This window comes from Paenibacillus sp. FSL R7-0340, assembly GCF_038002205.1.
GTDB lineage: Bacteria > Bacillota > Bacilli > Paenibacillales > Paenibacillaceae > Paenibacillus > Paenibacillus polymyxa_B.
In genome coordinates this window covers 3,528,767-3,553,872 of record NZ_JBBOBY010000001.1, presented here as the reverse complement: position 1 = coordinate 3,553,872, position 25,106 = coordinate 3,528,767, and the positions used below count along the sequence as shown (strand labels likewise).

Annotated in this window: 23 protein-coding genes; 12 read left to right on the top strand and 11 right to left on the bottom strand. The window is 44.2% G+C overall.

The features are described 5' to 3' along the window. Positions 1-48 precede the first annotated feature (48 nt). Genes MKX59_RS15650 through clpP form a run of 3 tightly spaced genes read right to left on the bottom strand, consistent with a single transcriptional unit; the run spans position 49 to position 1,612 of the window. Positions 49-714: an MBL fold metallo-hydrolase gene (locus MKX59_RS15650; protein ID WP_264453797.1), complete on the bottom strand. Its 666-nt coding sequence runs from the start codon at positions 712-714 to the stop codon at positions 49-51. Between the two features lie 47 nt (positions 715-761). Next, positions 762-968, bottom strand: coding sequence for a hypothetical protein (locus tag MKX59_RS15645; protein ID WP_053326565.1), 207 nt, complete (start codon positions 966-968; stop codon positions 762-764). A 59-nt stretch (positions 969-1,027) separates the two neighbouring features. Beyond that, a complete protein-coding gene (clpP, locus tag MKX59_RS15640; RefSeq protein ID WP_013310269.1) occupies positions 1,028-1,612 on the bottom strand; it encodes an ATP-dependent Clp endopeptidase proteolytic subunit ClpP in 585 nt (194 codons plus the stop codon). A 200-nt stretch (positions 1,613-1,812) separates the two neighbouring features. On the opposite strand from clpP, the gene MKX59_RS15635 reads away from it, so the two are divergent. Continuing rightward, positions 1,813-2,538: an RNA polymerase sigma factor gene (locus MKX59_RS15635; protein WP_068939465.1), complete on the top strand. Its 726-nt coding sequence runs from the start codon at positions 1,813-1,815 to the stop codon at positions 2,536-2,538. A 43-nt stretch (positions 2,539-2,581) separates the two neighbouring features. Then, positions 2,582-2,785 carry a hypothetical protein gene (locus MKX59_RS15630; RefSeq protein ID WP_068939464.1) on the top strand — a complete coding sequence of 68 codons (204 nt, stop codon included), beginning with the start codon at positions 2,582-2,584 and terminating at the stop codon, positions 2,783-2,785. A gap of 287 nt (positions 2,786-3,072) precedes the next feature. Here MKX59_RS15630 and MKX59_RS15625 read toward each other — a convergent pair whose 3' ends face one another. Next, positions 3,073-3,603, bottom strand: coding sequence for a DUF4303 domain-containing protein (locus MKX59_RS15625; protein ID WP_068939463.1), 531 nt, complete (start codon positions 3,601-3,603; stop codon positions 3,073-3,075). 248 nt (positions 3,604-3,851) lie between these two features. Here MKX59_RS15625 and MKX59_RS15620 point away from each other — a divergent pair, with 248 nt between their 5' ends. Beyond that, positions 3,852-4,346 (top strand): hypothetical protein, encoded by a 495-nt coding sequence (locus MKX59_RS15620; RefSeq protein ID WP_053325395.1) that lies wholly within the window; start codon positions 3,852-3,854, stop codon positions 4,344-4,346. A gap of 216 nt (positions 4,347-4,562) precedes the next feature. On the opposite strand, the gene map is transcribed toward MKX59_RS15620, so the two are convergent. Beyond that, a complete protein-coding gene (gene map / locus MKX59_RS15615; RefSeq protein ID WP_068939459.1) occupies positions 4,563-5,309 on the bottom strand; it encodes a type I methionyl aminopeptidase in 747 nt (248 codons plus the stop codon). A gap of 26 nt (positions 5,310-5,335) precedes the next feature. Continuing rightward, positions 5,336-6,055 (bottom strand): TetR/AcrR family transcriptional regulator, encoded by a 720-nt coding sequence (locus MKX59_RS15610; protein WP_103744912.1) that lies wholly within the window; start codon positions 6,053-6,055, stop codon positions 5,336-5,338. 399 nt (positions 6,056-6,454) lie between these two features. On the opposite strand from MKX59_RS15610, the gene MKX59_RS15605 reads away from it, so the two are divergent. The 6 genes from MKX59_RS15605 (at position 6,455) to MKX59_RS15580 (ending at position 15,557) form a co-directional block, all read left to right on the top strand. Beyond that, complete coding sequence (locus MKX59_RS15605) at positions 6,455-6,727, top strand: CD3324 family protein (protein ID WP_068939476.1); 273 nt, start codon at positions 6,455-6,457, stop codon at positions 6,725-6,727. Between the two features lie 456 nt (positions 6,728-7,183). Next, a complete protein-coding gene (locus MKX59_RS15600) occupies positions 7,184-8,155 on the top strand; it encodes an alpha/beta hydrolase (protein ID WP_340858519.1) in 972 nt (323 codons plus the stop codon). Further along, positions 8,155-8,286: a hypothetical protein gene (locus tag MKX59_RS15595; RefSeq protein WP_256253353.1), complete on the top strand. Its 132-nt coding sequence runs from the start codon at positions 8,155-8,157 to the stop codon at positions 8,284-8,286. The genes MKX59_RS15600 and MKX59_RS15595 overlap by 1 nt, the downstream gene beginning before the upstream one ends. Positions 8,287-8,384: 98 nt before the next feature. Next, complete coding sequence (locus MKX59_RS15590; protein WP_340858518.1) at positions 8,385-10,451, top strand: thioredoxin domain-containing protein; 2,067 nt, start codon at positions 8,385-8,387, stop codon at positions 10,449-10,451. A 400-nt stretch (positions 10,452-10,851) separates the two neighbouring features. Continuing rightward, positions 10,852-12,852, top strand: coding sequence for a methyl-accepting chemotaxis protein (locus MKX59_RS15585; protein ID WP_076161185.1), 2,001 nt, complete (start codon positions 10,852-10,854; stop codon positions 12,850-12,852). A gap of 143 nt (positions 12,853-12,995) precedes the next feature. Then, positions 12,996-15,557, top strand: coding sequence for a hybrid sensor histidine kinase/response regulator (locus tag MKX59_RS15580; protein WP_028541335.1), 2,562 nt, complete (start codon positions 12,996-12,998; stop codon positions 15,555-15,557). A gap of 5 nt (positions 15,558-15,562) precedes the next feature. Here the strand turns inward: MKX59_RS15580 and MKX59_RS15575 are convergent, their stop codons facing one another. After that, positions 15,563-16,249, bottom strand: a complete 687-nt coding sequence (locus MKX59_RS15575; protein ID WP_023988534.1) for a response regulator transcription factor — start codon at positions 16,247-16,249, stop codon at positions 15,563-15,565. Between the two features lie 591 nt (positions 16,250-16,840). Between MKX59_RS15575 and ectB the strand changes: the two genes are divergently transcribed. Further along, entirely contained in the window at positions 16,841-18,103 is a 1,263-nt protein-coding gene (gene ectB, locus MKX59_RS15570; RefSeq protein ID WP_023988535.1) for a diaminobutyrate--2-oxoglutarate transaminase, read from the top strand. Positions 18,104-18,191: 88 nt separating this feature from the next. On the opposite strand, the gene MKX59_RS15565 is transcribed toward ectB, so the two are convergent. From MKX59_RS15565 to MKX59_RS15555, 3 genes are all read right to left on the bottom strand, one after another. Continuing rightward, on the bottom strand, positions 18,192-18,710 hold the full coding sequence (locus tag MKX59_RS15565) for an NAD(P)H-dependent oxidoreductase (protein ID WP_028541334.1): 519 nt from the start codon (positions 18,708-18,710) through the stop codon (positions 18,192-18,194). A 170-nt stretch (positions 18,711-18,880) separates the two neighbouring features. Beyond that, positions 18,881-20,005, bottom strand: a complete 1,125-nt coding sequence (locus tag MKX59_RS15560) for a GGDEF domain-containing protein (protein WP_028541333.1) — start codon at positions 20,003-20,005, stop codon at positions 18,881-18,883. 95 nt (positions 20,006-20,100) lie between these two features. Beyond that, the gene (locus MKX59_RS15555; protein ID WP_340858517.1) at positions 20,101-22,536 is read right to left on the bottom strand and encodes a GH36-type glycosyl hydrolase domain-containing protein; all 2,436 of its coding nucleotides are present in this window, start codon (positions 22,534-22,536) and stop codon (positions 20,101-20,103) included. A 224-nt stretch (positions 22,537-22,760) separates the two neighbouring features. Here MKX59_RS15555 and MKX59_RS15550 point away from each other — a divergent pair, with 224 nt between their 5' ends. Both MKX59_RS15550 and MKX59_RS15545 read left to right on the top strand, forming a co-directional pair. Further along, positions 22,761-23,495, top strand: coding sequence for a thioesterase II family protein (locus tag MKX59_RS15550; RefSeq protein ID WP_023988539.1), 735 nt, complete (start codon positions 22,761-22,763; stop codon positions 23,493-23,495). Between the two features lie 20 nt (positions 23,496-23,515). Then, entirely contained in the window at positions 23,516-24,370 is an 855-nt protein-coding gene (locus MKX59_RS15545) for a sugar phosphate isomerase/epimerase family protein (protein WP_068939447.1), read from the top strand. A 92-nt stretch (positions 24,371-24,462) separates the two neighbouring features. On the opposite strand, the gene MKX59_RS15540 is transcribed toward MKX59_RS15545, so the two are convergent. Next, complete coding sequence (locus MKX59_RS15540) at positions 24,463-24,831, bottom strand: DUF423 domain-containing protein (protein WP_013310289.1); 369 nt, start codon at positions 24,829-24,831, stop codon at positions 24,463-24,465. Positions 24,832-25,106: the final 275 nt, after the last annotated feature.

Genomic DNA, 25,106 nt, shown 5'->3' with positions numbered 1-25,106 from the left:
TCGTTCACAACATTGTTTCACCAAAGGTAACTTACCGGAACTTTAACTTTATAATCCTTGGGTAAGTCCTAATATCTGATCATTCACATGTACATTACTTAATCCCCCGTGATAACAAACTACGGATGCAATGTCGAGATCCAAATACTTTTTTAATGAGAGATGAGCTACTTTTATATCGGGTGTGGTCGGGACATGAATTCCCGCGAGAATCCCGTTTACACTGTACATCGAATCCCCGGCAATAAGAGTTTTACTTTGCCTTAAATAAAGGCTGATATGACCCGGAGTATGCCCAGGCGTATGGATGACTCGAATCCTGCTGCAAAACGGAAGTTCCTGGCCATCTATTAAGATATCATCCACTTTGCCCTTCGGGGGATTCACAAGGTGACCATCTTTTAAAAGAGGGATCTCCCCCTGAATATACGGCTTATCCAGTTCGTGTGCATAGACTTTAATATGACTGCCACACTCCTGCAAAATCTCAGGAAGACTTCCTATATGATCCACATCTTGATGCGTCAAAATCACAGCTTTTAGTTGGTCAAACGACACGCCTACCTTTTCCATAGCCACGCGTAAATCTTCAATTTGCCCAGGAAATCCTGTATCTATTAATACAGCCATTTCTCGATCCCACAAAAGAATGGGGTGAATCATATTCCCATGAAAATCTAGCTGAAGCATTTCTACTCCCTGTGAAATTTCCATAATATCGGGCCTCCGTACATGTAATTGCCACCCATGCTAAAATAGGTTCATGGGGCGAATCCAACTCTGTAGCGTTGCCGTTCCTTAATGTCAATGGATACGGTGCGAATGGATGTAATAGGAATAACAAGCGTCTGATATTGCGTAACGTATTTAACGAACTTGTCGTCAATCTGATCCAATATCCCGTCGCATACATTTGTCCCATCTATAAAATGAATAGTTACTTCCTTGCCTTGTAAGCTTGCTAACATGATATCACCTCGTATTATTTCTTGAAGTTTCTTGCAGATCATTAGGTTTTGAGCATACTTTACAAAGAAGTTATCACTTGATCAATAACACCATATTCCAGTGCCTCCTGAGCGGACATGTAAAAATCCCGGTCCATATCTTTTTCGACTTTTTCAAAAGATTGCCCGGTCCGTTCAGCTGTGATACGGGTTGCCTTTTCACGCGTCCATAAAATTCGTTTTGCGCTGATCGCAATATCGCTGGCCTGACCTTGTGCGCCGCCGTGCGGCTGATGGATCATGATTTCACTGTTCGGCAACGCCGAACGTTTCCCTTTGGCGCCCGCCAGCAAAAGGATCGCGCCAAACGAAGCAGCAAATCCCGTACATATCGTGTGCACATCGGGTTTGATGTACTGCATCGTATCATAAATGGCAAATCCTGCGGAAGTAGAGCCACCCGGGCTGTTGATATACATGTAAATTTCTTTTTCCGGATCTTCTGCCGCCAGGAACAATAATTGAGCAATAATACTGTTAGCCAAATGGTCATCAATGGCTGCCCCGACAAACACAATACGATCCTTTAATAGTCTGGAATAGATATCGTACGATCTTTCACCTTGAGCAGTTTGCTCGACAACATAAGGCACATAAACACTCATTTTTTATACCCCCAATTTCCTGTTTCCAGTTGATTTCTCCTTGTAAACGAACCGAGGCCGTAAAAAGATACGGAGGCTTTAATGGGAAAACGATTTACGTAAATGGTGTAACTTTTACAACCACTTGTTCGTTTACATTGGAGGTAGCAAATGGTTTTGCTCTAGGAAAGGGCAGAATAAGACCGTGGAGGAGAGGACCTATGCGCATAGATGATTCTATACAAATGACAGATAATATAATAAACATCGAGAACTTGGAGGAATTACAGGCGGTCCTGAAACGTTACTGTCTGTCGCTTACGAAATCAAATTGGGATGCGGAAGAACTGGCTCAGGACACTTGGATCAAAGCATTAGGTAAGTTAAATAGCTTCGAGCATACAAATCCCGAAGCGCTTTTGCTACGGATTGCTAAGAACACCTGGATTGATGACATACGGAGAAAAGCAGTCTACACTCGGATATTGAATAGGGAACAAGCGAAAGTAACTGTACCCGATCATGGATCTTTTGAAATCGAGATAGCGCTGCATTCCTTAATGAATCATTTATCTCCGCTTCAGAGAACTGTTTTTTTGCTGCGAGATGTGTTTGGATATTCGATTCGTGAGACATCCGACATGCTTGAAACAACGGAGGGAGCGGTAAAAGTTGCACTCCACCGGGCACGAAAATCGCTTGGAGCAGTCAGGGAGGATCTTCTCAAAGGAGAGTTATCCTTACCGGAAAGTGAAAACTCGAAAACTTTTCTGAGAGCGTTGACGGCGGCATATCAGATGGGAGATATTGCAGCAATGGTTATGCTCTCCCATCAGGATGAAATGGAGCCGGACGTGGTGATCGGAATCGTCAATCATAAGCTGCACCGGAGTCTCGCTACAATAAAACAAACGGATTCCCATACCATGAGTATGATAGCGGCGTAGTTTGCGAAAAGAAATGCAGAGCTGATCATAGTGGTTGTTTCTGATGAAACAAGCTCCCGGTCATTCCAATTTACAGCTCTTAGCTGGGATTAAAATGAAGTATATTAAAGAAGATAGCGGAAGGGGGAAGGTTCAAATAGGTGAATTAGAAAATTTGCTAGAAGATAAGAACCTCATAGTCTTATATCATGCAATGACACGAATCGGAAAAGAAGGCTTCCGTACAGAGAAAATGATAAAAAAATGAAGTGAATTATCATTAAAAAGGGAACCCCAAGATAAACAAAAGAAGAAATATCTGGATTTGAATTTTAGATGAATTTGAAAAAAAGATGGTTTTCCGATTATTTGAAGAAGTCGAATGGTAAGAATTCCTGTTCATCTGGATGAATGTATTTAATTTAAACTTATTTCAACTCGAACCATGAGGAGAAATAAGTTTTTTCATATCTAATGGAGATAAACCAAATGAACAGGATGCGCAATCAATCGGCGCTGGAGAACGAAATGAGTGTAATATTTCAAACTGTACTTCTATTGATAACGATGCAAGAAGTCATCAACTAATTTGGCGTTTGTCATCTGAATTACGGACTGATTTTCCAGTTCCTCGGCCATATCATCATCCGTCATGGACACGAAAAAAATAATATCTTCTTTGGATTGGCCGAATTGATTAAAAAGTACATCGTCTGTTTCCTTAACTACCTTGGCCATAATTTTTATCACTTCATCTTTATAGTCAAACACATTTTCGGTTGCATACAGAAATTTGCTAATATGATTGAGATGTGTTGTATCGCCATATTGATATTCGCTTAATCCCCATCTATAATAATTTTCATCTTCCTTGCTGTTGCACAGGCCTTGGGCTTTCATGTTTGTGATATGTCTAACAAGTGATTCCTCCGTATTAACAGCAAGAAACAAGGTGATAAAATCGCTGTCTGTGCCAAAAGCACAAGCGTAAACCCGCTCATTCTTCACTTCTTCCAGTATGCTTTTAAGATCATCCAAAAATCCTGCCCTAAATCTTTCCTCAAATTCACTTAGAAAATTGCTCATCTGATTCATATACTCCTTAATGTCTCTTTTGATAAACTTAGATTATCAGATTTCTCTAATTAAAGTTAGCTGGAGTTTGTTCAATTAACTGGAAAAAATGTTTTAGAAACCCTTTTATTTGTTTAAAAAAAGTTGTTATAATTGTTAGATCAGTGTGTAGAGATATTGGTACTAGTTTTAATGACCAAAAATATATGTCGCATGATACGTCTACCATCTGAAATATTTTTATTTCGGAGGGAAACAATATGTATAAGGAAGAAAGACTGCCTCAAAACGCAAAAGAAGGTATATTATTTTTATTGATTATTTCAATTATTTCAGTAAACACGATCGCCCCGATTATTATGGGATTGGAGCGCGGCTTTAGTAAAGAAAATTATTTAGAAACGCTAAAGATTATTCCGTTTATGTGGATTATCGTTGTCTTGTTAGTAAGATTGGTTGCGGGACCGTTAGTGGGTAAAGTGATACCCAAATTCGTAGGACAAACAGATGGATTTAATGCTAGAGTTTTATTGAATACTTTATTGAATGTTACGGTCTTATCTGTTCTTCTAACCATTATAGGAACTTGGGTTGGTACGAAACAAATAAGCCTAGAACCTTTTCAGAACTTCTTTCATAGTTGGTTTAGAAATTTTGGTGTAGCATTTTGGATTGAGCTATTGATTGCTCAGCCAATAGCAAGATTTGCAATGAAAAAAATACACGCAAGACAGGCTATCCAAGAAAGAGTGTAAATCCGTAACACGATACCAAAGTCATAATAAAAAACCGCATAACAATGTGGTTTTTCGTAAATCGGTAAAGTTACAAACCATATAAAAAAAGCGCTGGTCCCAGGCTGGAACCAGCGCTTTTTCGCGTTTCAGATTACGAACTTTCGTCAAGCCAGGCAGGCCGGGTTGGCGACTTATTTCCTAAAATGACGCATTGCCGTCCGTTCGCCTCTATTCTTACTGGGCCGTTAAAATCAGTGGTCCGTCCGACGTAACTGCGATCGTATGCTCATATTGCGCTGACAACTTGCCGTCGGCCGTTCTCGCCGTCCACTGATCATCGTCGATCGTGATACGGAACGTACCTTGGTTGATCATCGGTTCAATCGTAAACACCATGCCTTCCTTTAACCGAATGCCTTTGCCGGCTACGCCGATATGCTCGTAGCTTGGCTCCTCGTGCAGGCTCCGCCCGATCCCATGCGCCAGCAGATCGCGTACGACCGAAAACCCGTTTGATTCCGCATGCTGTTGAATCGCCGACGTTATGTCGCCGAGTCGGCCCCCCGGGAGTGCCCGGGCGATCCCCAGATCCAAGCATTCCTTTGTCACCTTCATTAATTTTTGCGCTTCCGGCCGGATATTGCCCACCGCATAGCACCAGCACGAATCGCCAAACCATCCGCCGTATTCCACGACGATGTCGAGCTTCAGCAAGTCGCCGTCCATAAGCGCCTGGTTCGAAGGAATGCCGTGGGCCACCACATCGTTGACCGAAATGCAGGTTTCGGCGGGGAAACCGTTGTACCCTTTCGTAAACTGCTTGCCGCCCAGCTTGGTGATGTGTCTGGCAACAAAGTCATTGATTTCCCGGGTGGTGATCCCAGGCCCGATCAGTTTGGCCACCTCGCGGTAGCAGTCCGCAACGATTTGGCTCGCCGGCTTCATCTCTTCGATTTCCCTAGGTGATTTTAGAATGATCATTTTTGTCTATTCGCTCCTTATCAATTCTATAATTTTAAAAACCGGACGATATCTTTGGCCTCCTCGTGCAGCTTTCCGCGGCGAAGCGAAAGCGAGGCGCAGCCGACCAAGGCGGCCAGCAGCATTTCCGCGCGCTGTAGCGGATACGGCGGCTCCGCCGCGTTTCCGCCGGAAGCGGCAGTCCCGTCCACCGCATGACCGGTTTCCAGCAGCGCGGCAAGCGGCGCGAGCACCTCCCGGCGAAAGGCGGCCGAGAGCGGGGCCGAGCGCGCTTCAGGCAGCGAGGCAAAGCCCTCACCGGCCAGCTTATGCAGCAGGTACAGGGCGTGGTCCTCCGCCCAAAGCTGTAGCAGCCGAATGCCGGCGGCGGCGGGGCCAAGCTCTGCGGCAGCGGCCGTTTCGCGGCTTCCGCTTTGGGAATCCGCGGCAGCCGAGTTCCCGGTGTCCGCCGCAGCAGCCAAGCCGAAATGCCCGCCCGCCGGCGCCTCCCCCGAAGCCGAAGCGCGCGGGGCCTCCAGCCATCCCCCGGCCCGCTCCAACGCGTCCCATAGCAGATCGTGGAGCAAATTGCCCTTATTACTGTAATAATGGTATACCGTGCCATAGCCGAGTCCCGCTTGGACGGCCACATCGCGGATTTCCAGTAAAGGCCCTTTATTCAAAAACACATCGGCAGCGGCTTTCCGGATTTGCGCCAGACGCCGCAGCCGGATCTCTTCGTTTTGTTCCTTCGTGCGTGGAGACATCTCGTCCGTCACCTCTTTTATTTTTGACCTGCTCTTATGTCAATATAAAACATCGGCTTGCAAATAACAAGAGTCGGGCAAACAAAAGTCCCGGCAACACCTCATAAACGAATGAAGATCAGTTATATATCAGCTCAATTTTAATGGTTGGATTGTACTGATATCATTTAGCTGGTCCCAGGTGAGCAGAAGTTATGCTATACTTGCGAAGTAAAAGGGGGTGCCTACTGATGGAGAATCTATTGGGATTGTCTGTGACTTCTTACACTCATGCAAAGCCAATTATTAGGAAAGCGTTACTTTGTATGGGGCGAAACAATTTTTAACGCTGAACAAGCTTTTTTAATATTTTTGGCTTTGCACCTTATTTTAAAGAATCAAAATAAGGGGCGAGCAAAATTGAGATATACGAATGCTACAAAAATTTTACCTAAAAAACTAATTATGGAAATTCAAAAATATGTTCAAGGAGAGACTCTGTATATTCCCAAGCCAAAAACGGAATATATGAATTGGGGCAGTTTGAGTGGCGGGAGAAGGTTGCTTGAACAGCGAAATGCCGCAATCAGAAATGCTTTTCAAAATAGCAGCAGTATCGAGCAATTAGCTAAGGAGTTTTTCCTCTCTACCGAAACCATTAAGAAAATTGTTTATTCACATAAAAATACCTAGTTTGCAAAGTGGCGTGGTACTCTACCCGCATAAATGAATTTAATTTTGGCTTCATAACGTGGTGAGCTTAGGGCGTGATCGGATGATCGCTGTGAACGACCAATCCGTCACGTCTTTTTTATTTGGCAAAAGTTTTGATGTGTGTTTGCATTACCTCCCACATCCAGATTCCGAAATACGTTTTTGGCATTTCATTTTCTCTCTTGAACTTTTTACATACCGTTCTTGATCCCAAAATTCCGCTCACCCTCCCTCAATGATCCAACAGACCCATTCTATTTCAAAGGCTGTACTTCATTTTTTTATTATTGTTTTTATGCCAAAAATGATTCTAAATCGTTGTTTTCATTTATAAAGCTTATTTTAATCTTTAAAATATGAATATAAACGACAGCAACAATTGAAATATGTATTGATTCATTGTCTTTAAAACAAGAAAGCGGGGAAACGATTACTATGGGGGAGCAAAGAAGTAGAAGTAGACATCTGATTGATCCAGAAATTATCAGTGCAGTTGATTTAATACTAATAACCGACCTTACCGAATCTACACTAATGGAAGCACGTAAAAATCAATCTCAAATGATGCAACAAATAGATGTAACGCAGATGTTCCCTATTACATTAGAAAAAAAGGTTGTGCCAAGCTATTTTAGGGGTCCAGATATTCAAATAGAAATCATTAAGCCCTCACAATCAAAGCATCATAAGATGCCTCTATATTATTCGATACACGGAGGCGGGATGGTCTTAGGAAGTCCAGTCGTGGATCGTCCTGCTAATGCATCTCTTGCTTCACAACATGGTTTTTGTTGTGTATCTGTGTACTATCGCCTAGCACCAGAGCATGTACAGCCAAGTCAGTTACAGGATTGTTATTCGGGCCTAAAATGGTGTATTGAACATGCGGAAGAGTTAGGGATAGATACTCAGAAAGTTGCCGTAGGGGGCAGCAGCGCTGGCGGCGGATTGGCGGCTGGCCTAGCCTTGTACATTCGTGATCAGAAGGAATTCGAAATCCATCATCTAAGATTAATGAGGCCAATGCTAGATGATCGCACAAGCACCGCACCAGAGCATCCATACGCAGGAGAGTTTATTTGGACAAAACAAAGCAACTATTTTGGCTGGAAATCTGTATTGGGGGATGAACCGGGTCAGGAGGAGGTAAGTGAGTATTATGTGCCGGCCCGTGCTAAGTCATTGGCCGGATTACCACCGACTTATATAAATATAGGTACCCTTGATTTATTCATTGATGAGGTCTTAGTTTTTGCAAAACAACTGGCCATTGATGGTGTCTTAGTGGAATTACATGTCTATCCCGGGTACCATCATATGTCTCCCGCGTTTCCGGATGCGCATTTTTCAAAAGAAGGGGCTAGAACAAGTGAATATGCCTTACTGAAAGCTCTGGAGATGTTCTAATGAGTATAATGTTAAACTCCTCTAATAAGCTCCGACCTCAGCGTGTCAATGTCGCCAAGGTGATTGCGTTAAAACTCAAGTTGATCGTGCTGGATGAGCCGGTGAGGGAGAGGGATACTGATATATTCTAATCTGATATTATCTTTTTTCATCCCTTCCGACTTTTACCATTCATTTAGGGTAAAATAGTACCAAGCATAAAATCCAACTACGGAAGTGGTGATGTCCCATGACAACGAGCAGCAAACCGAATAGACTAGCCAAGGAAAAATCACCTTATTTGCTACAGCATGCTCACAATCCAGTAAATTGGTTCCCTTGGTCAGATGAGGCTTTTGAAACTGCTAAGCGTAATAACAAGCCTATTTTCCTATCTGTCGGCTATTCCACTTGCCATTGGTGCCATGTAATGGGGAGAGAATCTTTCGAGGATGAAGAAGTAGCTGAGGTATTAAACAGGGATTACGTATCCATTAAGGTGGATCGTGAAGAACGTCCAGATGTGGATCATATCTATATGTCCATCTGCCAGACGATGACGGGGCATGGAGGCTGGCCACTGACGATATTGATGACGCCGGATCAGAAGCCTTTTTTTGCGGGGACGTATTTGCCCAAGGAGCAGAAATTTGGCCGTGTCGGACTGTTGGAGCTGCTGGACAAGGTGGGTACCCGGTGGAAAGAACAGCCCGAAGAGCTGGTGGAGCTGAGTGAGCAGGTGCTTACCGAGCATGAGCGGCAGGACTTGCTTGCAGGTTATCGCGGTGAACTGGATGAACAGAGCTTGAATAAAGCTTTCCATGAATACAGCCACACCTTCGATAAGGAATATGGCGGCTTCGGGGAAGCTCCTAAGTTTCCTTCTCCGCATAACCTGTCTTTTTTGCTGCGATATGCACAGCATACGGGGAATCAAGAGGCACTGGAAATGGCAGAGAAGACGCTGGATGCGATGTCCCGGGGCGGAATCTACGACCATATAGGCATGGGGTTCTCACGATACTCCGTGGACGAGAAATGGTTGGTGCCGCATTTTGAAAAAATGCTGTATGACAATGCTCTGTTGGCCATCGCGTATACAGAGGCTTGGCAGGTGACAGGCAAGGAACTGTACCGACGGATTACAGAACAAATCTTTACATATATCACAAGAGACATGACGGATGCAGGTGGTGCCTTTTATTCGGCGGAAGATGCAGATTCCGAAGGAGAAGAGGGGAGATTCTACGTCTGGGACGATTCCGAGGTAAGGGCTGTATTGGGCGATAAGGATGCCGCCTTTTTCAACGATTTGTATGGAATTACACCTTACGGAAATTTTGAAGGCCACAACATTCCAAACCTGATTGATATCAATCTGGAAGCCTATGGGATCAAGCATGACTTGACTGAGCAGGAACTGGAGCAGCGGGTTAGTGAGCTACGCGCCAAGCTGTTTGCTGCCAGAGAGCAACGTGTTCATCCTCACAAGGATGACAAGATTTTGACCTCGTGGAACGGGTTGATGATTGCTGCTCTGGCGAAGGCGGGACAAGCTTTTGGAGACACGAGATATACAGAGCAAGCTCGGAAGGCTGAGACGTTTTTGTGGAACCATTTGAGACAGGAGAACGGACGGCTGTTGGCACGTTATCGGGACGGAGAAGCAGCTTATCCCGGTTATGTAGATGATTATGCTTTTTATGTGTGGGGCTTGATCGAGTTATACCAGGCGACCTTCGATATAGAGTATCTGCAACGGGCGTTGACGCTCAATCAAAATATGATCGATTTGTTCTGGGATGAGGAACGGGACGGATTATTCTTTTATGGGTCAGATAGTGAGCAGCTAATTGCCAAGCCTAAAGAAATCTATGACGGTGCGATTCCGTCGGGTAACAGCATCGCGGCCTATAATTTTGTGAGGCTTGCGCGGCTAACGGGTGAATCTCAATTAGAGAACTATGCAGCCAAGCAGTTTAAGGCTTTTGGCGGTATGGTTGCTCATTACCCGTCAGGCCACTCCGCGTTACTCAGCGCGTTGTTGTATGCGACGGGAACGACGAAGGAGATTGTGATTGTAGGTCATAGGGACGATCTGCAGACCGTACAGTTCATTCAGGCAGTTCGAGCTGGGTTCAGGCCGAATACGGTCGTTATTTTGAAGGATGAAGGACAGTCGGAGATTGCAGAGACGGTTTCTTATATCCGTGATTACGATCTTGTGGAAGGCAAACCAGCCGTATATGTGTGTGAGCATTTTACCTGTCAGGCACCTGTTACCAGGCTTGAAGATCTGAAGGTGTTGTTGGATTGAACGGAATAAAGCGATCAAACCTAATCCCCTTGGGGGTAGTAAGCATATGGTGATTATCGAAAATGACCCTATGTTTGCTACCTTCAAGGGGATTATTTTCATGTTAAGAGGTAGGTATAGTGAAATGAAACTAATATTTTCTTAACATGTGCTACGCATTTTTTTTAATATTTTTTAGGTATATTATATCAAAGAACCGGTTCCGACCAGCCTTGCTGTTTTCGAAAATAAGTACATATACCTATTTAACTAGCGTGTTTATATCTTTTATGTCCAAGCGTTTTAGCAGCAGATGTGAAAAATGTGAAAGAGAGTCTGTCGGGTGATTGTCATCATCGGCAAGACGAAGAGGTTCACCATAGGTTAGGAAATCTAGGTAATGAAATGGAGATGTTTATTAATGAAGAAGTTATCAGGAAAAAAGTGGCTAGTCGCAAGGATGCTCAGCAAAAATTTTAAAACGAAGCTAATGGTCGCCTTTATTGCCTTTCTGATTTTACCGTCCATGATCGTGGGGGCTTTGTCGTTTGTGAGCGCCAGTCAGCAGATTCGAAACCAGATTGAAGAAAGTGCCGAGCAGGCTATCATCCGCACTAATTTTATTATTGATAGTACTATCGAACCCAAGGTACATGACGCAGAATATTTTGCAGAAAGACTAAAAGGCAATCGGGTAGAGACGGAGGAACAAGCGGCCAAACTGGAAGAGTTTTTTAAGCAATATGCTGCACTTCATCCTGAAGCAGAATCCATCTCTTATGGTACGAAGGATGGTAAATTTATAACCTATCCACAGAAGCAATTACCGGACAATTATGATCCACGGGTCAGACCTTGGTACGATGAAGCGATAAAAGAGCAAGCAAAGACAGCGATTAGTTCTCCCTATCTTTCGGCAAGCTCGAAGCAAATGACGGTTACGGTGTCCCGGGCAACGTCAGATGGATCGGGTGTTATTGGCATTGACCTGAAAATTAGTGGTATTAAAGAGACGTTGAACAATATTAAAGTAGGTCATGAAGGTTATGCCATATTGCTGGACAGCAACCATACCTACATTGTACATCCGACGAAGGAAGCAGGCACCAAAATTACAGATATTGAATCACGCATGTTTCAGAGCGATACTGGTGAATACGAGTATAAGTATGAAGGCCAGTCCAAATATATGAACTATGCAACTAACAAGCTGACTGGCTGGAAGATAGGCGGAACGCTGTATTTGTCTGAAGTCGATGAAGCAGCAGGCCCGATTTTGATCAGCACTTTACTAACCATCGTCGGTTGTCTTGTGATTGGTATTATCATTGTTTATTTCCTGATTCGTTCCATCATCAAACCGATTTTAAAGTTAAAAGAACAAGCGGTAAATGTGAGCGCCGGAGATCTAACACAGGACATTCAAGTAAAGAGCGAGGACGAGATCGGAGAATTAGGAGTGGCTTTTCAAAATATGCAGAATAACCTGCGATCTGTCATTCAGAACGTAGGGAACAGTGCAGATCATGTCGCAATTTCTTCGAATGAACTCACAATAAGCGCGGAACAAACCAGTGCTGCAAGTGAGCAGGTGTCCCAGGCTGTGCAAGAAATTGCCAGTGGTGCAGAGAAGCAGACTACAGGGCTGGAAAATAATTCGGTGGCCCTGGATGAAATTGCACAAGGGATCACCCAAATTGCTGAACGATCGATTTTGGTAGCTGATTTGGCCAAACGATCTGCCTTGCAAGCCGAGGAAGGACGAAAGTCTGTTGAGCAGACAGGCGAGCAAATGAATTCCATTCATCAATCAGTAGAGCGTTCCAACCAGATGATTCAAACCTTGCAAGCCCGCTCTCATGAAATCGGTGAAATTACGAAGGTTATCGGTGATATCTCCAATCAGACAAACCTGCTGGCATTGAATGCAGCTATTGAGGCAGCCAGAGCGGGTGATCATGGAAAAGGCTTTGCCGTCGTTGCTGATGAGGTGCGTAAGCTGGCAGAGCAGTCTCAGACATCCGCCACACAGATTGCCACCTTGATTGCCGAAATTCAGCATGAAACCGAAACAACAGTGAAGACGATGGACAGGGTCACGACTGAGGTGCAGGATGGACTGCAGATTTCCAAAGCAACCATTGTCAAGCTAGGTCATGCGATGGAAGGCATTCGAGAGACAACGCCTCAGGTAGAGGAGGTCGCTGCGATTGCAGAGCAAATATCAGCCAGTGTACAAGAAATTGCAGCGACAGCCAACGAGCTGGCGACGATTGCAACCGGTAATGCCGCCACATCTGAGGAAGTTGCTGCCTCCTCACAAGAGCAACTGGCTTCCATGGAGGAAATATCAGCTTCTGCACAGTTGCTTTCAACCATGGCTGCTGATTTGAAGGTAATGATCAGTCGTTTCAAATATTAAAATGAACTTGAACCCTATGGAATGTATAGTACAATGAATGCTCGGGACAGTTCTTTAAGCCTTATGGCATAAGGAATCTGTCCTGAGTTTTTTTATATTTTCGATATCTCACAAAACATGGAAGATTATAAGGGGGCGAACACTTGGTTCGAGATTTAGTGCTATATGCTATCTTGATATTATTGTTAGTTTTGATTTTTCAGCGGCAGCTTGTTCGTCAGGCGATTACAGGTGTTTTTTATGGAGTGGCAGGAATTCTGTTCTTATATTTTGGCATAAGTGATAAAACACTGCTGACCTGCGTGCTGGAGCTGGGGATGGGTCTAATGTTCATGACGCTGTTTGTGCACGCTTTAACCACCGCTAAGTATTCATATGGACAACGTTTGTTAGACAAAGATCGTGATCTGCTGAATTTACTTCGGGTTCAACCTGGCTTTACCTTTAGGCTGGAGAAAAGTGGTGATGAATTTTATTATAGGCTGCTTGAAGGTGAATTGCTGGAGCGAGTGGGTCTGAATCTACAAGTCAACTACAATAAAAGGGAGCATGTGAAGCGTCTCGGGGACATTTTGGAGCTTTCCTCTGAAACGATGGAGCAGCTAAGTCAATACTACAAACAGGCCTGGTTCGGTGATCGGACCGTATTTGAATTGGAGTTTTGGGAATATTCGGCTCTCATTACCTTACATCCGGTTAGGGAGGACGGGAATACCAGGCATGTTATCGGTCACGTGTTGGATATTACAGAGTATAAAGCCTCTGAGCAGAAGCGAAAGGAGATGGACGAGGCTAACCGTGCGAAAAGCACTTTTTTGGCTCATATGAGTCACGAAATTCGCACCCCGCTGAATGGAATCATCGGTCTGTCAAAGCTGTTAAATAAGACTGAACTGACTGCCGTTCAAAGAGATTACCTCCACAAGCTTCTCGCTTCCTCTCGTACCCTTTCATCCATGCTCAGTAACGTATTGGACTTTTCCAAAATGGAAGCCGGCAGTCTGGAACTGGAAAAGGTAGAATTCGAGCCGGAAAAAATGCTTCGGCATCTCGCAGATACCGTTGGAACTTTACTTGAGGATAAGGAAATAGAGGTCGTATTTATAACGGACCCGGCGTTACCGAAAAGCTTTAAGGGAGACCCTCTTCGAATGGAGCAGGTGCTTTCAAATCTTCTGACCAATGCCATCAAGTTTACGGATCAGGGACATGTATTGTTACAGGTAAAAATGCTAAGTCAGCAGGAAGGGCGAGTAGGCGTTTCTTTTATGGTAGAAGATACGGGCATAGGAATTTCCGAGACGTGTATAGACAAGCTATTCGTCCCTTTTATCCAGGCGAGTACATCAACCAGCCGCAGATATGGGGGCTCTGGGCTGGGTTTGGCCATTAGCAAGCATTTGGCTGAAGCTATGGGCGGGAAAGTAGAGGTGAAAAGTCGATTAGGAGAGTACAGTCAATTTTACTTTAATGTCGAGCTGGAAACTGGGGAATTGAATGCAGGAAGCACACGAATAGAAAAACAAATCAAAGGCAAAGCCTTAATTGTTGCGCAGCATGAACTGGTGAGATACAGCTTGAACGAACTACTGCAAGACTTGGGATTAAAAACATTCACTAATTCATCCTTCCAAGAAAGTGTGGACGCTTTTCAAAAGGGTGAGCATTTTGATTATGTTATCATCGATATGGGGATGGAAGGTTTGAGAGAACTGGACTCCCGGAGGCAGTGGCTTCAAATGCTGGATAGGCAGATAACTCAGATTATTGGACTTACAACCGTGTTTCAGATGGAAACAATAGCTGCAGGGGACATGAATCATAGTGTGGATGCCTTTTTGTCCAAGCCCGTTACCCGAAACGCTCTGCTGGAGGTTCTCTGCTGGAAGAAGGAACAGTCAGTGCCAGCAGATGGTAATACTCTGGAGACTCATGCGACGATGAGTTCCCACAATGAGATAGGGGATACAACACAGAAGTATCAAATTCTCATAGCAGAGGATAACGAAATTAACCAGGTGGTGATTACCGAGTTTTTAGCAGAGCGTAACTTTGAGGTAACGATGGTCACGAACGGAAGAGAACTAATAGCGTTACTGGAACTGCGTTACTGGGATATGGTGCTGCTTGATTTGCATATGCCAGAGATGGATGGTTTTGAGACGGCGAGGCATATTCGGAGAAACAAAGCTTTTAACAGGCTTCCCATTATCGCTTTTACCGCTGATGCTGTGCAGCATGAACAGGAAGTTTGTCTTCGTGCTGGTATTAATGCCGTGTTGTTCAAGCCTGTCCATGAACTGACCGCTGCTAGAGTATTAACTAGCTGGATTAATTTAGCGTGGCTGCAAGATTTACATGGTATTCACGCTGAGCAGTCGATAGCAGGCATGGATGGCAAGGTGTATATTTTTCAATTTGCCCTTTATAAATGGATACAGGAATACCAGTATCTCGATAAAAGAGTTGTGAGAAAAATGGACAATGGGCAGTTATCTTCTGCTCTTCGATTAATCCACTCACTTAAGGGAGGAACGGGGAACCTGTGCGCGCCTGAGTTGCTGGCAAAGGTAATAGAGCTGGAAAAGGCATTGAAGCGCAGCAATGAAACCTCAACAGGAGCACTGTATCCAGACTGGAAAAAGCATCTGAGCACGGTTCAGAAGGATATTAACCAAATCAAGTCATCACTTCCCTGGAGCTGACCGTGTTATTGCATAAATTTGTAGCCGATTCCCCAGATGGTCTTGATTAATTGCGGTTTCTTAGGGTCTTTTTCGATTTTTCTGCGTAAATGGTTAATATGTACGTCCACAGCCCTTTCATTAATAAAGGAGTCTGTGCCACGGAGAGCCTGAATCAAAGCATACCTGCTGAATACAATTCCCCGGTTCAAATAAAAAAGCTTCATGAGCTCAAATTCTGAATATGTTGTCTCCACATTCTGTCCGTTAACGGTAATCATTCTTCTCGCTAGATCCAAAGTAATGCCGGTTTCAGGTTCAGGTGCTCTGCCTCTTCCTTGCAAGCGCGTGATTTCAATACGACGGAAAAGAGCCTCCATCCGTGCTTTTAGCTCTTGCATACTAAAAGGCTTGCAAATATAATCATCTGCTCCCAACGTAAGTGTACGAATACGCTCTGATATGTTGTTTTCTGTAGAAATCACGATGATGGGCACGTCCGTATGCTTGCGTATGAGTGGGCAGGGATTTACCCCATCCAAATCTGGAAGCAGCAGATCCAGCAAAATAATATCGGGCTGTACGATCTCAAGCCGGGCAATACCCTCAGACGCTTGTTCCACTCGAGTAACGTTGTAGTCTTCTCCTGTTAAATACAAGGAAAGGGTCTCTCCCAACATATTGTCATCTTCAATAATTAAAACATTAGACATGATCATATTTCCTTATCTTTCTATCAAATTCGAGCCAAATAGTTAGGATAACTGCAATGTTTACAACAAGTTTTTGGCAGGTCCTGTTGATAGAGTAAACTCCTTTGGACAGTCTGTCAAAAGATCAGGTTTGTTGTGACAATCCTGTGGACAATTAGTCCAGATGTATATCTATTTGATATGGAAATGTACTATTTTTGAGATTTATTACTATAATACGACATTTTTCGTTTTCTTTTAACAATATACTACAAGCCATTGATGATAAATTACAAAAATTTAACAAAACACATCAGAAACATGCATTGACTTAAATGAAAATTATGGTATTTTATTACATAGGAGTTGACATCCTCTGATAGGCCTCTTAGAAAAACCCACTATTTAATCTTCTACTAACATACTCTCATGTGCTATCTCTGTATTTAATTTTCGTACTTTAATTGTTCTTGTGATCATACTTATGATTCTTTGGTGTGGATATCCCAGTGTGAATTCAGACTGTCTACTCATTTAGATTACATATTTACATTTTTTTTGCTTTCCATGCTTGTATTTTTTAAAATCAGGTCAGCGGGAGGACGAGAGATCATGAACACATTCGAAGCGCTGGAGTCCAATGTAAGATCCTATTGCAGAAGTTTTCCAGTTGTTTTCAACAAAGCTAAAAACGATGTACTGTACACGGAGGCAGGCAAGGGTTACATTGACTTTTTTGCTGGGGCAGGGGCTTTGAACTATGGGCATAATAATGATTTTATGAAAAACCGGATATTGGATTATTTAAGTTCCGATCGGATTATGCATGGTCTGGATATGTACACGACAGCTAAGCAAGAGTTTATTGAGTCTTTTTCAGAGCGTATTCTCCAGCCCAAGGGCTTGAATTATAAGCTGCAATTTTGCGGACCGACCGGAACCAATGCGGTGGAAGCAGCACTGAAACTTGCACGCAAGGTGAAAAACAGAAATGGTATTTTCGCTTTTATGGGCGCGTTCCACGGAATGTCGCTGGGTAGTTTATCTATTACCAGCAACAACTCCATGCGAGAGAGCGCAGGGGTACCCCTGAACAATGTTACCTTCATACCTTATAACAGCACATTTAACGGAATGGATACCATTTTGTATATGGAGCAGCTTTTAACAGACACTCACTCGGGTGTGGAAAAGCCTGCCGCGATCATTTTGGAAACGGTACAGGCTGAAGGCGGTATTCATATTGCAGATACCGAATGGCTGCGTGATTTGCGACAGCTGTGCGATGACCATGATATTTTGCTCATTGTTGACGATATTCAAGTCGGTTGCGGTCGAGTTGGTTCGTTCTTCTCATTCGAGCGGGCGGGAATTGTTCCTGATATGGTTGTTTTGTCCAAATCGATCAGTGGATACGGTTTGCCAATGTCTCTGTTGCTACTCAAGCCAGAATTGGATATATGGAGTCCAGGTGAGCATAACGGCACCTTCCGTGGAAATCAGCTTGCTTTTGTCGGGGCAAAGGCTGCGCTGGAGTTCAGAGATACGGTAGAGCTGGAAGCACAAGTGAAGGAAAAAGAGGCTTTTGTTCAGCAGTTCTTGCGTGAACATATCCAATCGATAGATCCTCTAATTGAAATTCGCGGCATGGGACTAATCTGGGGAATTGATGTATCCCATCTGGGAGAAGCGTTCGCCAAGGAGGTAGCGACTCTCTGCTTTAGTAGGGGACTCATTATTGAACGTGCTGGGCGTAACGATACGGTAATTAAAATCATGCCAGCGTTAACGATAAGCTTGGAAAACTTGCGTAAGGGCTGCGACATTATTAAAGAAAGTATGGCACAGGTAACCAGTACGTTGGTTACGATGTAAATCGATCAGTAAAGCCCCTTGGCTGGAGCTGCCGTCTGCTGTAAAGCAGGTATGGCAGGCGCCGTCCAAGGGGCTTTCTAGTAAAAAATTAAGAAATAACCGTTTGCGCGTATTTTTGTGCGGATTGCTCTAGTTGCTCATCGGTCAAAACTGCAGCACCATATTGTACGAAATAAGGGAGCAATTTGACACCAATCATATGGCCTGTAGCTTCCAGAGGTCTCAACAGCTCTTCGATCGTATACCTGTTCCGTCCGTCATGTTGGTAATTTTCCTCAACGCTGGCAGCAGACAAGGCGATCAACAACTCTTTGCCCTGTAGCTTGCCACCTTCGCTTCCATATGCCCAGCCGTAGGTTAGAACCTTATCCAGCCATTTTTTCAGTAGGGAAGGAGTGCTGTACCAGTAAAAAGGGAATTGCAGAACGATACGGTCATGCTGCTCTAGCAGTTCCTGCTCCTGGGCGACATTGATTTGCTCATCAGGATATACTTCATACAGGTTGTGAACGGTCACGCCGGATTGTTTCTTGAGTTCTTGCACCCATCTTTTGTTAATGCGAGATTCCGCAAGATCAGGGTGAACGACAATAACGAGGGTTGACATTTAAAAAACCATCTCCTTCGAACTTATTTATTGTTAGTAAATAACCAATACATATGTAACTATTTTAGTTTCAACTTATGGAATTGTCAACTCTATTACATTTTAAGTTCTATATTCAAAAGACTCCGGCAAGCTCATGCCGGAGTCTCATCAAATGAAGTGTTTTTACATTAAGCGATATGATTAAGAGCAACAATTTTGTTTTTCCCGGAGCGCTTAGCTTGATACAGATAGTCATCTGCTTGCTGAAAAAATACATCTTTATCTTTGTTCATTTCCTCTGTATAGCTTTTCAGTCCAATGCTTACGGTTACAGAAACGAGTTGCAATTTCTCCTGAAAGGTCATTTTCTCCACTTCACGACGGATGTTTTCGACGATCTGATAAGCTTCTTCGAAAGTATGCTCGAACATCAAAATAGCAAATTCCTCACCGCCATAGCGAGCCGGAATGTCATTTGCGGTAATCTGTTCTGTAATGATTTGCGAGATGCCTTCCAAAATTTTATCTCCGAACTGGTGTCCGTAAGTATCATTGATCTTCTTGAAATTATCAATATCCACTAACGCCAGATGGATGATCGCGCCTTGTTCGGCATATTCGAGTGCTTTTTCATAAAAGTTTTGAAAGGACAAATGATTGTACAGCTTTGTCAAACCATCAGTCATTGACATTTTGCTGATAATCGCGTTACTGATCATTAATTCCTGTTGCGCGCGCTTTGTTTTATACAAATCCACTAACAAATCGCGGCCGCTGGCCTGAATAATGAGAGCAATAAAGGTGGACATAATCAAAAAGGTTGGAATCGCCACGATATCAAAGTCTGACAAATAGGTACGAAATGATGCATCCACTGCCAGCAACAGAAAAAAGACGACTACTTGTAATACAAAGGAAAGCCATATTAAGCGGCGATTGAAGAACAGGATAGAAGAGAAAATAGGCAACAAGCACAACGCTGTAATAATCCGGATATCATAGTTTAGGCGAATAATCATCCAGCAAATGACGGTACTTGCCATAAACAGGATCACAAAAGAATACCTGTTAAATTTAAAATGAGCCAACTCTGCCAGTAAGTTGGAACCACTCATGATTAGCGTGGGAACAATAAGGGTTCCGACGTAAAATTCATAAGGCGAAGCGTGGTAATCAAGAAATAAGTAGCTGCCCAGCTGGACGATAAAATGTACAGCTATAATCATCCAATACAGTAATAACATTTTGCGTACCCAGCGGGCTTGCTTTGTTTTGTAATCCATGGTTTGAGTAAGCCGTTTTGTCTTGTTCATGATGTCACCACACTTAATGTATCTTTAGCCATTCTCGTATTATAAGATACTATGTGATGAAGTTGAAGCTAATTTTTTTGAAGGCCATGAACTTGTTAGCCTAGCAACACTTTTACTTGGTGGATAGCCCCGTCCCCTGCAACCGGCAGAATATTATTCGTAAGGACGGTGCCATCTAAGGTAACTGTGACTACACCCTTGGAGACATGCTGTGGATTCGTGATATGAATCACGTAGGTATCACCGCGGAAGACACGGGTGACTGTGAATTCGTCCCAGGCTGTAGGAATGCACGGATCAATACGCAGACCATCCCATTCGGGCTGAATACCGAGAATGGATTGAGTAATAGCTATAAAGTTCCATGCCGCTGTACCCGTCAGCCAGGAATTTTTGGCTTCGCCTGCATGAACAGCATCCTTGCCCGCAATCATTTGAGCGTACACATACGGCTCGGTGCGGTGAATGTCGCTAATGTCCTCTAGATAGGCGGGGGCAATTTTGCTATATAGCTCGAAAGCGCGATCCCCACGTCCTATTACGGCTTCCGCCATCATAATCCAAGGGTTATTGTGACAGAAAATACCGGCATTTTCCTTATACCCGGGAGGGTAAGATGAGATTTCGCCCAGATTGATGTAGTAGCGAGAATACGGTGGATTTTGCAGCACAATGCCGTAGGGAGTTTCTAACCGATCACGTGTAGAATCGAGAGCTTTTTGAGCTAGACCTTCTTCAACGCCAATTCCTGCCATGACACAGAAACCTTGAGGTTCAATGAAAATTTGGCCTTCCTCACAATCCTTGCTTCCTATTTTGTCTCCATAATGGTCATAAGCACGTAAGAACCATTCTCCGTCAAAACCATGCTCCAATGTGGCTGTTCGCATACGATCCACATATGCCTGAGCGGTTGCTGCTTCTTCATCCAGTCCTCTGCGCTTGCAAAGCTCAATAAAATCCGGTCCCGTATATACAAATAGTCCGGCGATGAACACGGATTCGGCTATTCGACCCTCCAGATTCTGAGTTGTCTGATAGGACTCATCTGGTGTAGCAGAAAAACAGTTGAGATTCAGACAGTCGTTCCAGTCAGCCCGGCCAATGAGTGGAAGACCATGCGGGCCCAGATTACCCACAACGTGGTAAAAAGAACGCTTCAAATGTTCAAACAGCGTAGCCGTACGCTCTACATTTCCGTCAAAGGGCACTTGTTCATCCAGTATGCCAAAGTCTCCCGTTTCTTTGATGTACGCTGCGGTACCGACAATAAGCCACAACGGATCGTCGTTAAAGCCACCGCCAACCTCGTGATTTCCTTTTTTGGTTAACGGTTGGTACTGATGATAAGCTCCGCCGTTTTCAAATTGAGTAGAGGCGATGTCGATAATCCGTTCTCTTGCCCGCTCCGGTATTTGGTGGACGAAGCCGAGCAAGTCCTGATTCGAATCCCGGAAGCCCATTCCACGCCCGATACCAGATTCAAAATACGAGGCGGAACGCGACATATTGAACGTAACCATACACTGATAAGGGTTCCATATGTTTACCATTCGGTTCAGCTTGTCGTCGTGGCTTTGAAGGGTATACTTGGACAGCAGATTATTCCAATAGGTCCGCAGCTCACTCAACGCTCGTTCTACATCAGCTTCATCCGCAAACTGCTTAATCATGGCATGTGCTTGTTTTTTATTAATAACACCGGGCGACTCCCATTTTTCTTCCTCGGGATTTTCCACATAACCGAGTATAAAGTTACAGCTTGTTTCTTCGCCTGGCTCCAGCGTTACCTCAATGCAATGTGATCCGACAGGGGACCATCCGCTGGCAATAGAGTTCGAGGCTTGCCCAACGGCGACCGATTGAGGCTGATCTAATCCGTTGTAGAGCCCCAGAAAAGCTTCACGGTCTGTATCATAACCCGCTAACGGACGATTAGCAGAGAAAAAAGCATAGTGATTGCGACGTTCACGGTATTCCGTTTTGTGATAAATGACAGAGTCTTGTATTTCAACCTCGCCGGTGTTCAAGTTGCGCTGATAATTGGTCATATCGTCATAGGCGTTCCACAGACAAAATTCCACGAATGAAAAGAGTTTGATCTTTTTGGTTTGTAACGATGTGTTCTGAAGCTTTACCTGATGGACCTCGCCGTCAAAGGAAAGGGGCACAAAAGCCAGCTGGGTGGCCCGAATACCGCTGCGTTCTCCCATAATTGAGGTATAGCCAAGTCCATGGCGGCATTCATACTGCTCCAGCTCCCGTTTGACTGGCATCCAACCTGGAGTCCAATAATCCCCATCATCATAAATATAAAAATAACGACCACCGTTATCGACAGGAATATTGTTGTACCGGTAACGTGTTAAGCGACGTAAGCGAGCATCCCGGTAAAATGCATAGCCGCCACTTGTATTGGAGATCAGTCCAAAAAATCGTTCATTACCTAAATAATTAATCCAGGGATAAGGGGTTTGAGGGGTGTGGATGACATATTCTTGATTGACATCATCGAAAAAACCGTACTTCATGGCGCAGAACTCCTTTCGATTTGAAAAAATAAAAGACCCAACACATGATTATATTCAAACATAGAGCCGTTCTTTCTTTAGAAAGACACTTCCTGCCTTATATAAAATGTGCTTGATTTTCTCAACCTTTCTTCTGGAATTTGCAAAATATTTAAAATGGGTAAATATACCTTTTTATGCTAAAATGAAAAAGTTAGAACTTAGCAAGGCAGGAGGTTGCAAGAATGGCACCTATCACATTATTTTTCATCCCGTATGCAGGCGGATCGGCGTCGGTCAGCTTCAAATGGAAAAAGTTGCTGCTTCCGCAGATTAAGCTTGTTCCACTGGAATTAGCGGGCAGAGGTATTCGTTCTGGGGAACCGCTAAAGGAAAGCATTGAGGAGATGAGCGAGGATCTGTTGCACAAGATCAGCGAAGAGATAGCCCCTGGCGATCCTTATGCCATATACGGCCACAGTATGGGGACGATGATCTCATTCGAGCTGTACTACAAGCTGGTGGACGGTGGATATGGCAAGCCTGCTCATCTGTTCGTTTCGGGTGGACGGGCACCGCATGTCCCAAGAAATTCCCCGTGGTTACACGATCTGCCCGCAGATCAGTTCAGGACGCATTTGCAGCGGTACGGTCAGCTTTCGGAAGCGATTTTTGACAATCGGGAATTATACGACTATTTTATGCCGGTGTTAAGAGCGGATTTCAAAGCTGTCGAGTTGTATAGGTACATGGCTAAAGCCGCACCTTTACATTGTCCTATCACCGCTTTGACGGGAATGACCGATAACACGGTGACCTTACAAGATGCGGAGGCATGGGCACACCATACGGAACAGCAATTTCGTATGTTTACCTTTGAGGGAGGACACTTTTTTATTCATGATGAAGTGGAACGGATTACGCACATCATCAATGAGACCTTGGAGCAGAGTACGGTAACAAGTAGCATACAACAATAATAAATAAGAGGTGATTTTTAGTGACAGTAGGTGTATTGGCACATTTGTTTGGCAAGTTGCCTTATCGTGAATTGGCTGCAAAGGTAGGCGCAGCGGGCTTTACTCATGTTCAGCTGGCTCCGTGGAGAGCGATCAGTGATGTGGATTTTAATAAACCGGGTAAGTTCAATCCGGGATTGGCACTGTCTATCGCAGAAGAATTTCGTAAGCATGGTGTATCCATATCGGTGCTCGGGTGCTATTTACATTTTTTTATACAGGATGAGGAATTGCTGCGTGAAAATGTAGAGCGCTTCAAAGAGCTGATACGATATGCGGGTCTGTTAGGAGCACCAATGGTTGCAGCCGAAGTCGGACGTAATGAGGATGGTACCGCCTATACGGAACGTGACTGGAGAGTTGTAAGGGAAGTAGTGCGTGAATTAGCAGATGAAGCGGAGAAGTGGGGCGTATTCGTAGGATTGGAAGCTGCAAACGATCACTTGGTCGGAACTGCCGTAGAGTTGGCTGCCTTTCTGGAGGAAGTACCTTCTTCACACATCGGTGTTGTGATTGATCCTGGTAATCTGCTGAAAACGGAAAATCTGGCGCAGCAGGATGAGATCATCCGCGAAGCTTTCCAACTGCTGGGCCCTCGGATTATCGCAGCACATGCCAAAGACCGGCGGTTGTCATCGTCAGGTGAAATTGAGACGGTGCCGCCAGGTTTTGGTGACATGAACTATGCCCTCTACATGGAACTGCTGGAGCAGTACAAGCCGGGGGTTCATATTATTATGGAAGCTGCTCAGGAGCATGAGATGGCAGAATCCAGACGTTATATCGAAGGTCATCGGATAGCCGCTCAGAAGGCGCAACAAGTGCAGACGAAATAATGTATTCTTTCATATACTCAGGAATGCTACGTCAATAATTCGAGAGACTTGGAAGCGCCTCCTTTTCCAAGTCTCTGTTCCTTTATCCTTGTTTAACCTTGCACAACCGCCACGATCACAATGACCCAGCTTGCCAAAAAAGCCAACCCGCCAATGGGGGTGATTGCCCCAAGCTTTTTCACACCAGATATACTAAGGGCATACAGACTGCCGGAGAACAGGAGAATACCCACCAGCATAACCCAGCCTGCGGTAACGATGAGAGAAGAATGGACAAGGCTGTCAGCAAGAACTCCAAGCAGCAGCAAACCCAGTCCGTGAGCGATTTGATATTGAATTCCTGTCTGGAATATGCTCATCATGTCTACGGAAAGTCTCTTTTTCAATGCGTGTGCGCCGAACGCTCCCAGAGCTACGGCTAAAAACATCACGATACAACCAAGCAATAGCAAAATTTTCATGTTTTAACGCCTCCCTGTGAAATAGTACCGATTCCAATCGATTTCGTCAATTTTCCTTGTGAATCTCTAAACTTATAGAATTTTTCGACTCTCATTTGGCGCCTAGTGTGGTATATTTTTTCCAGGGCCAATGCGAAGCATTTGGAGCAATAGACAGCGTGTCCTCCACCTTTTTTATGGGAAAGTGAGGTGATGATGCTGTCTTTTTGTGCTGTCGTTTTTCGGAATAAAATCTTGTGTAAAGCCAAAATTGATAATGGAGAGGATGAATGCAA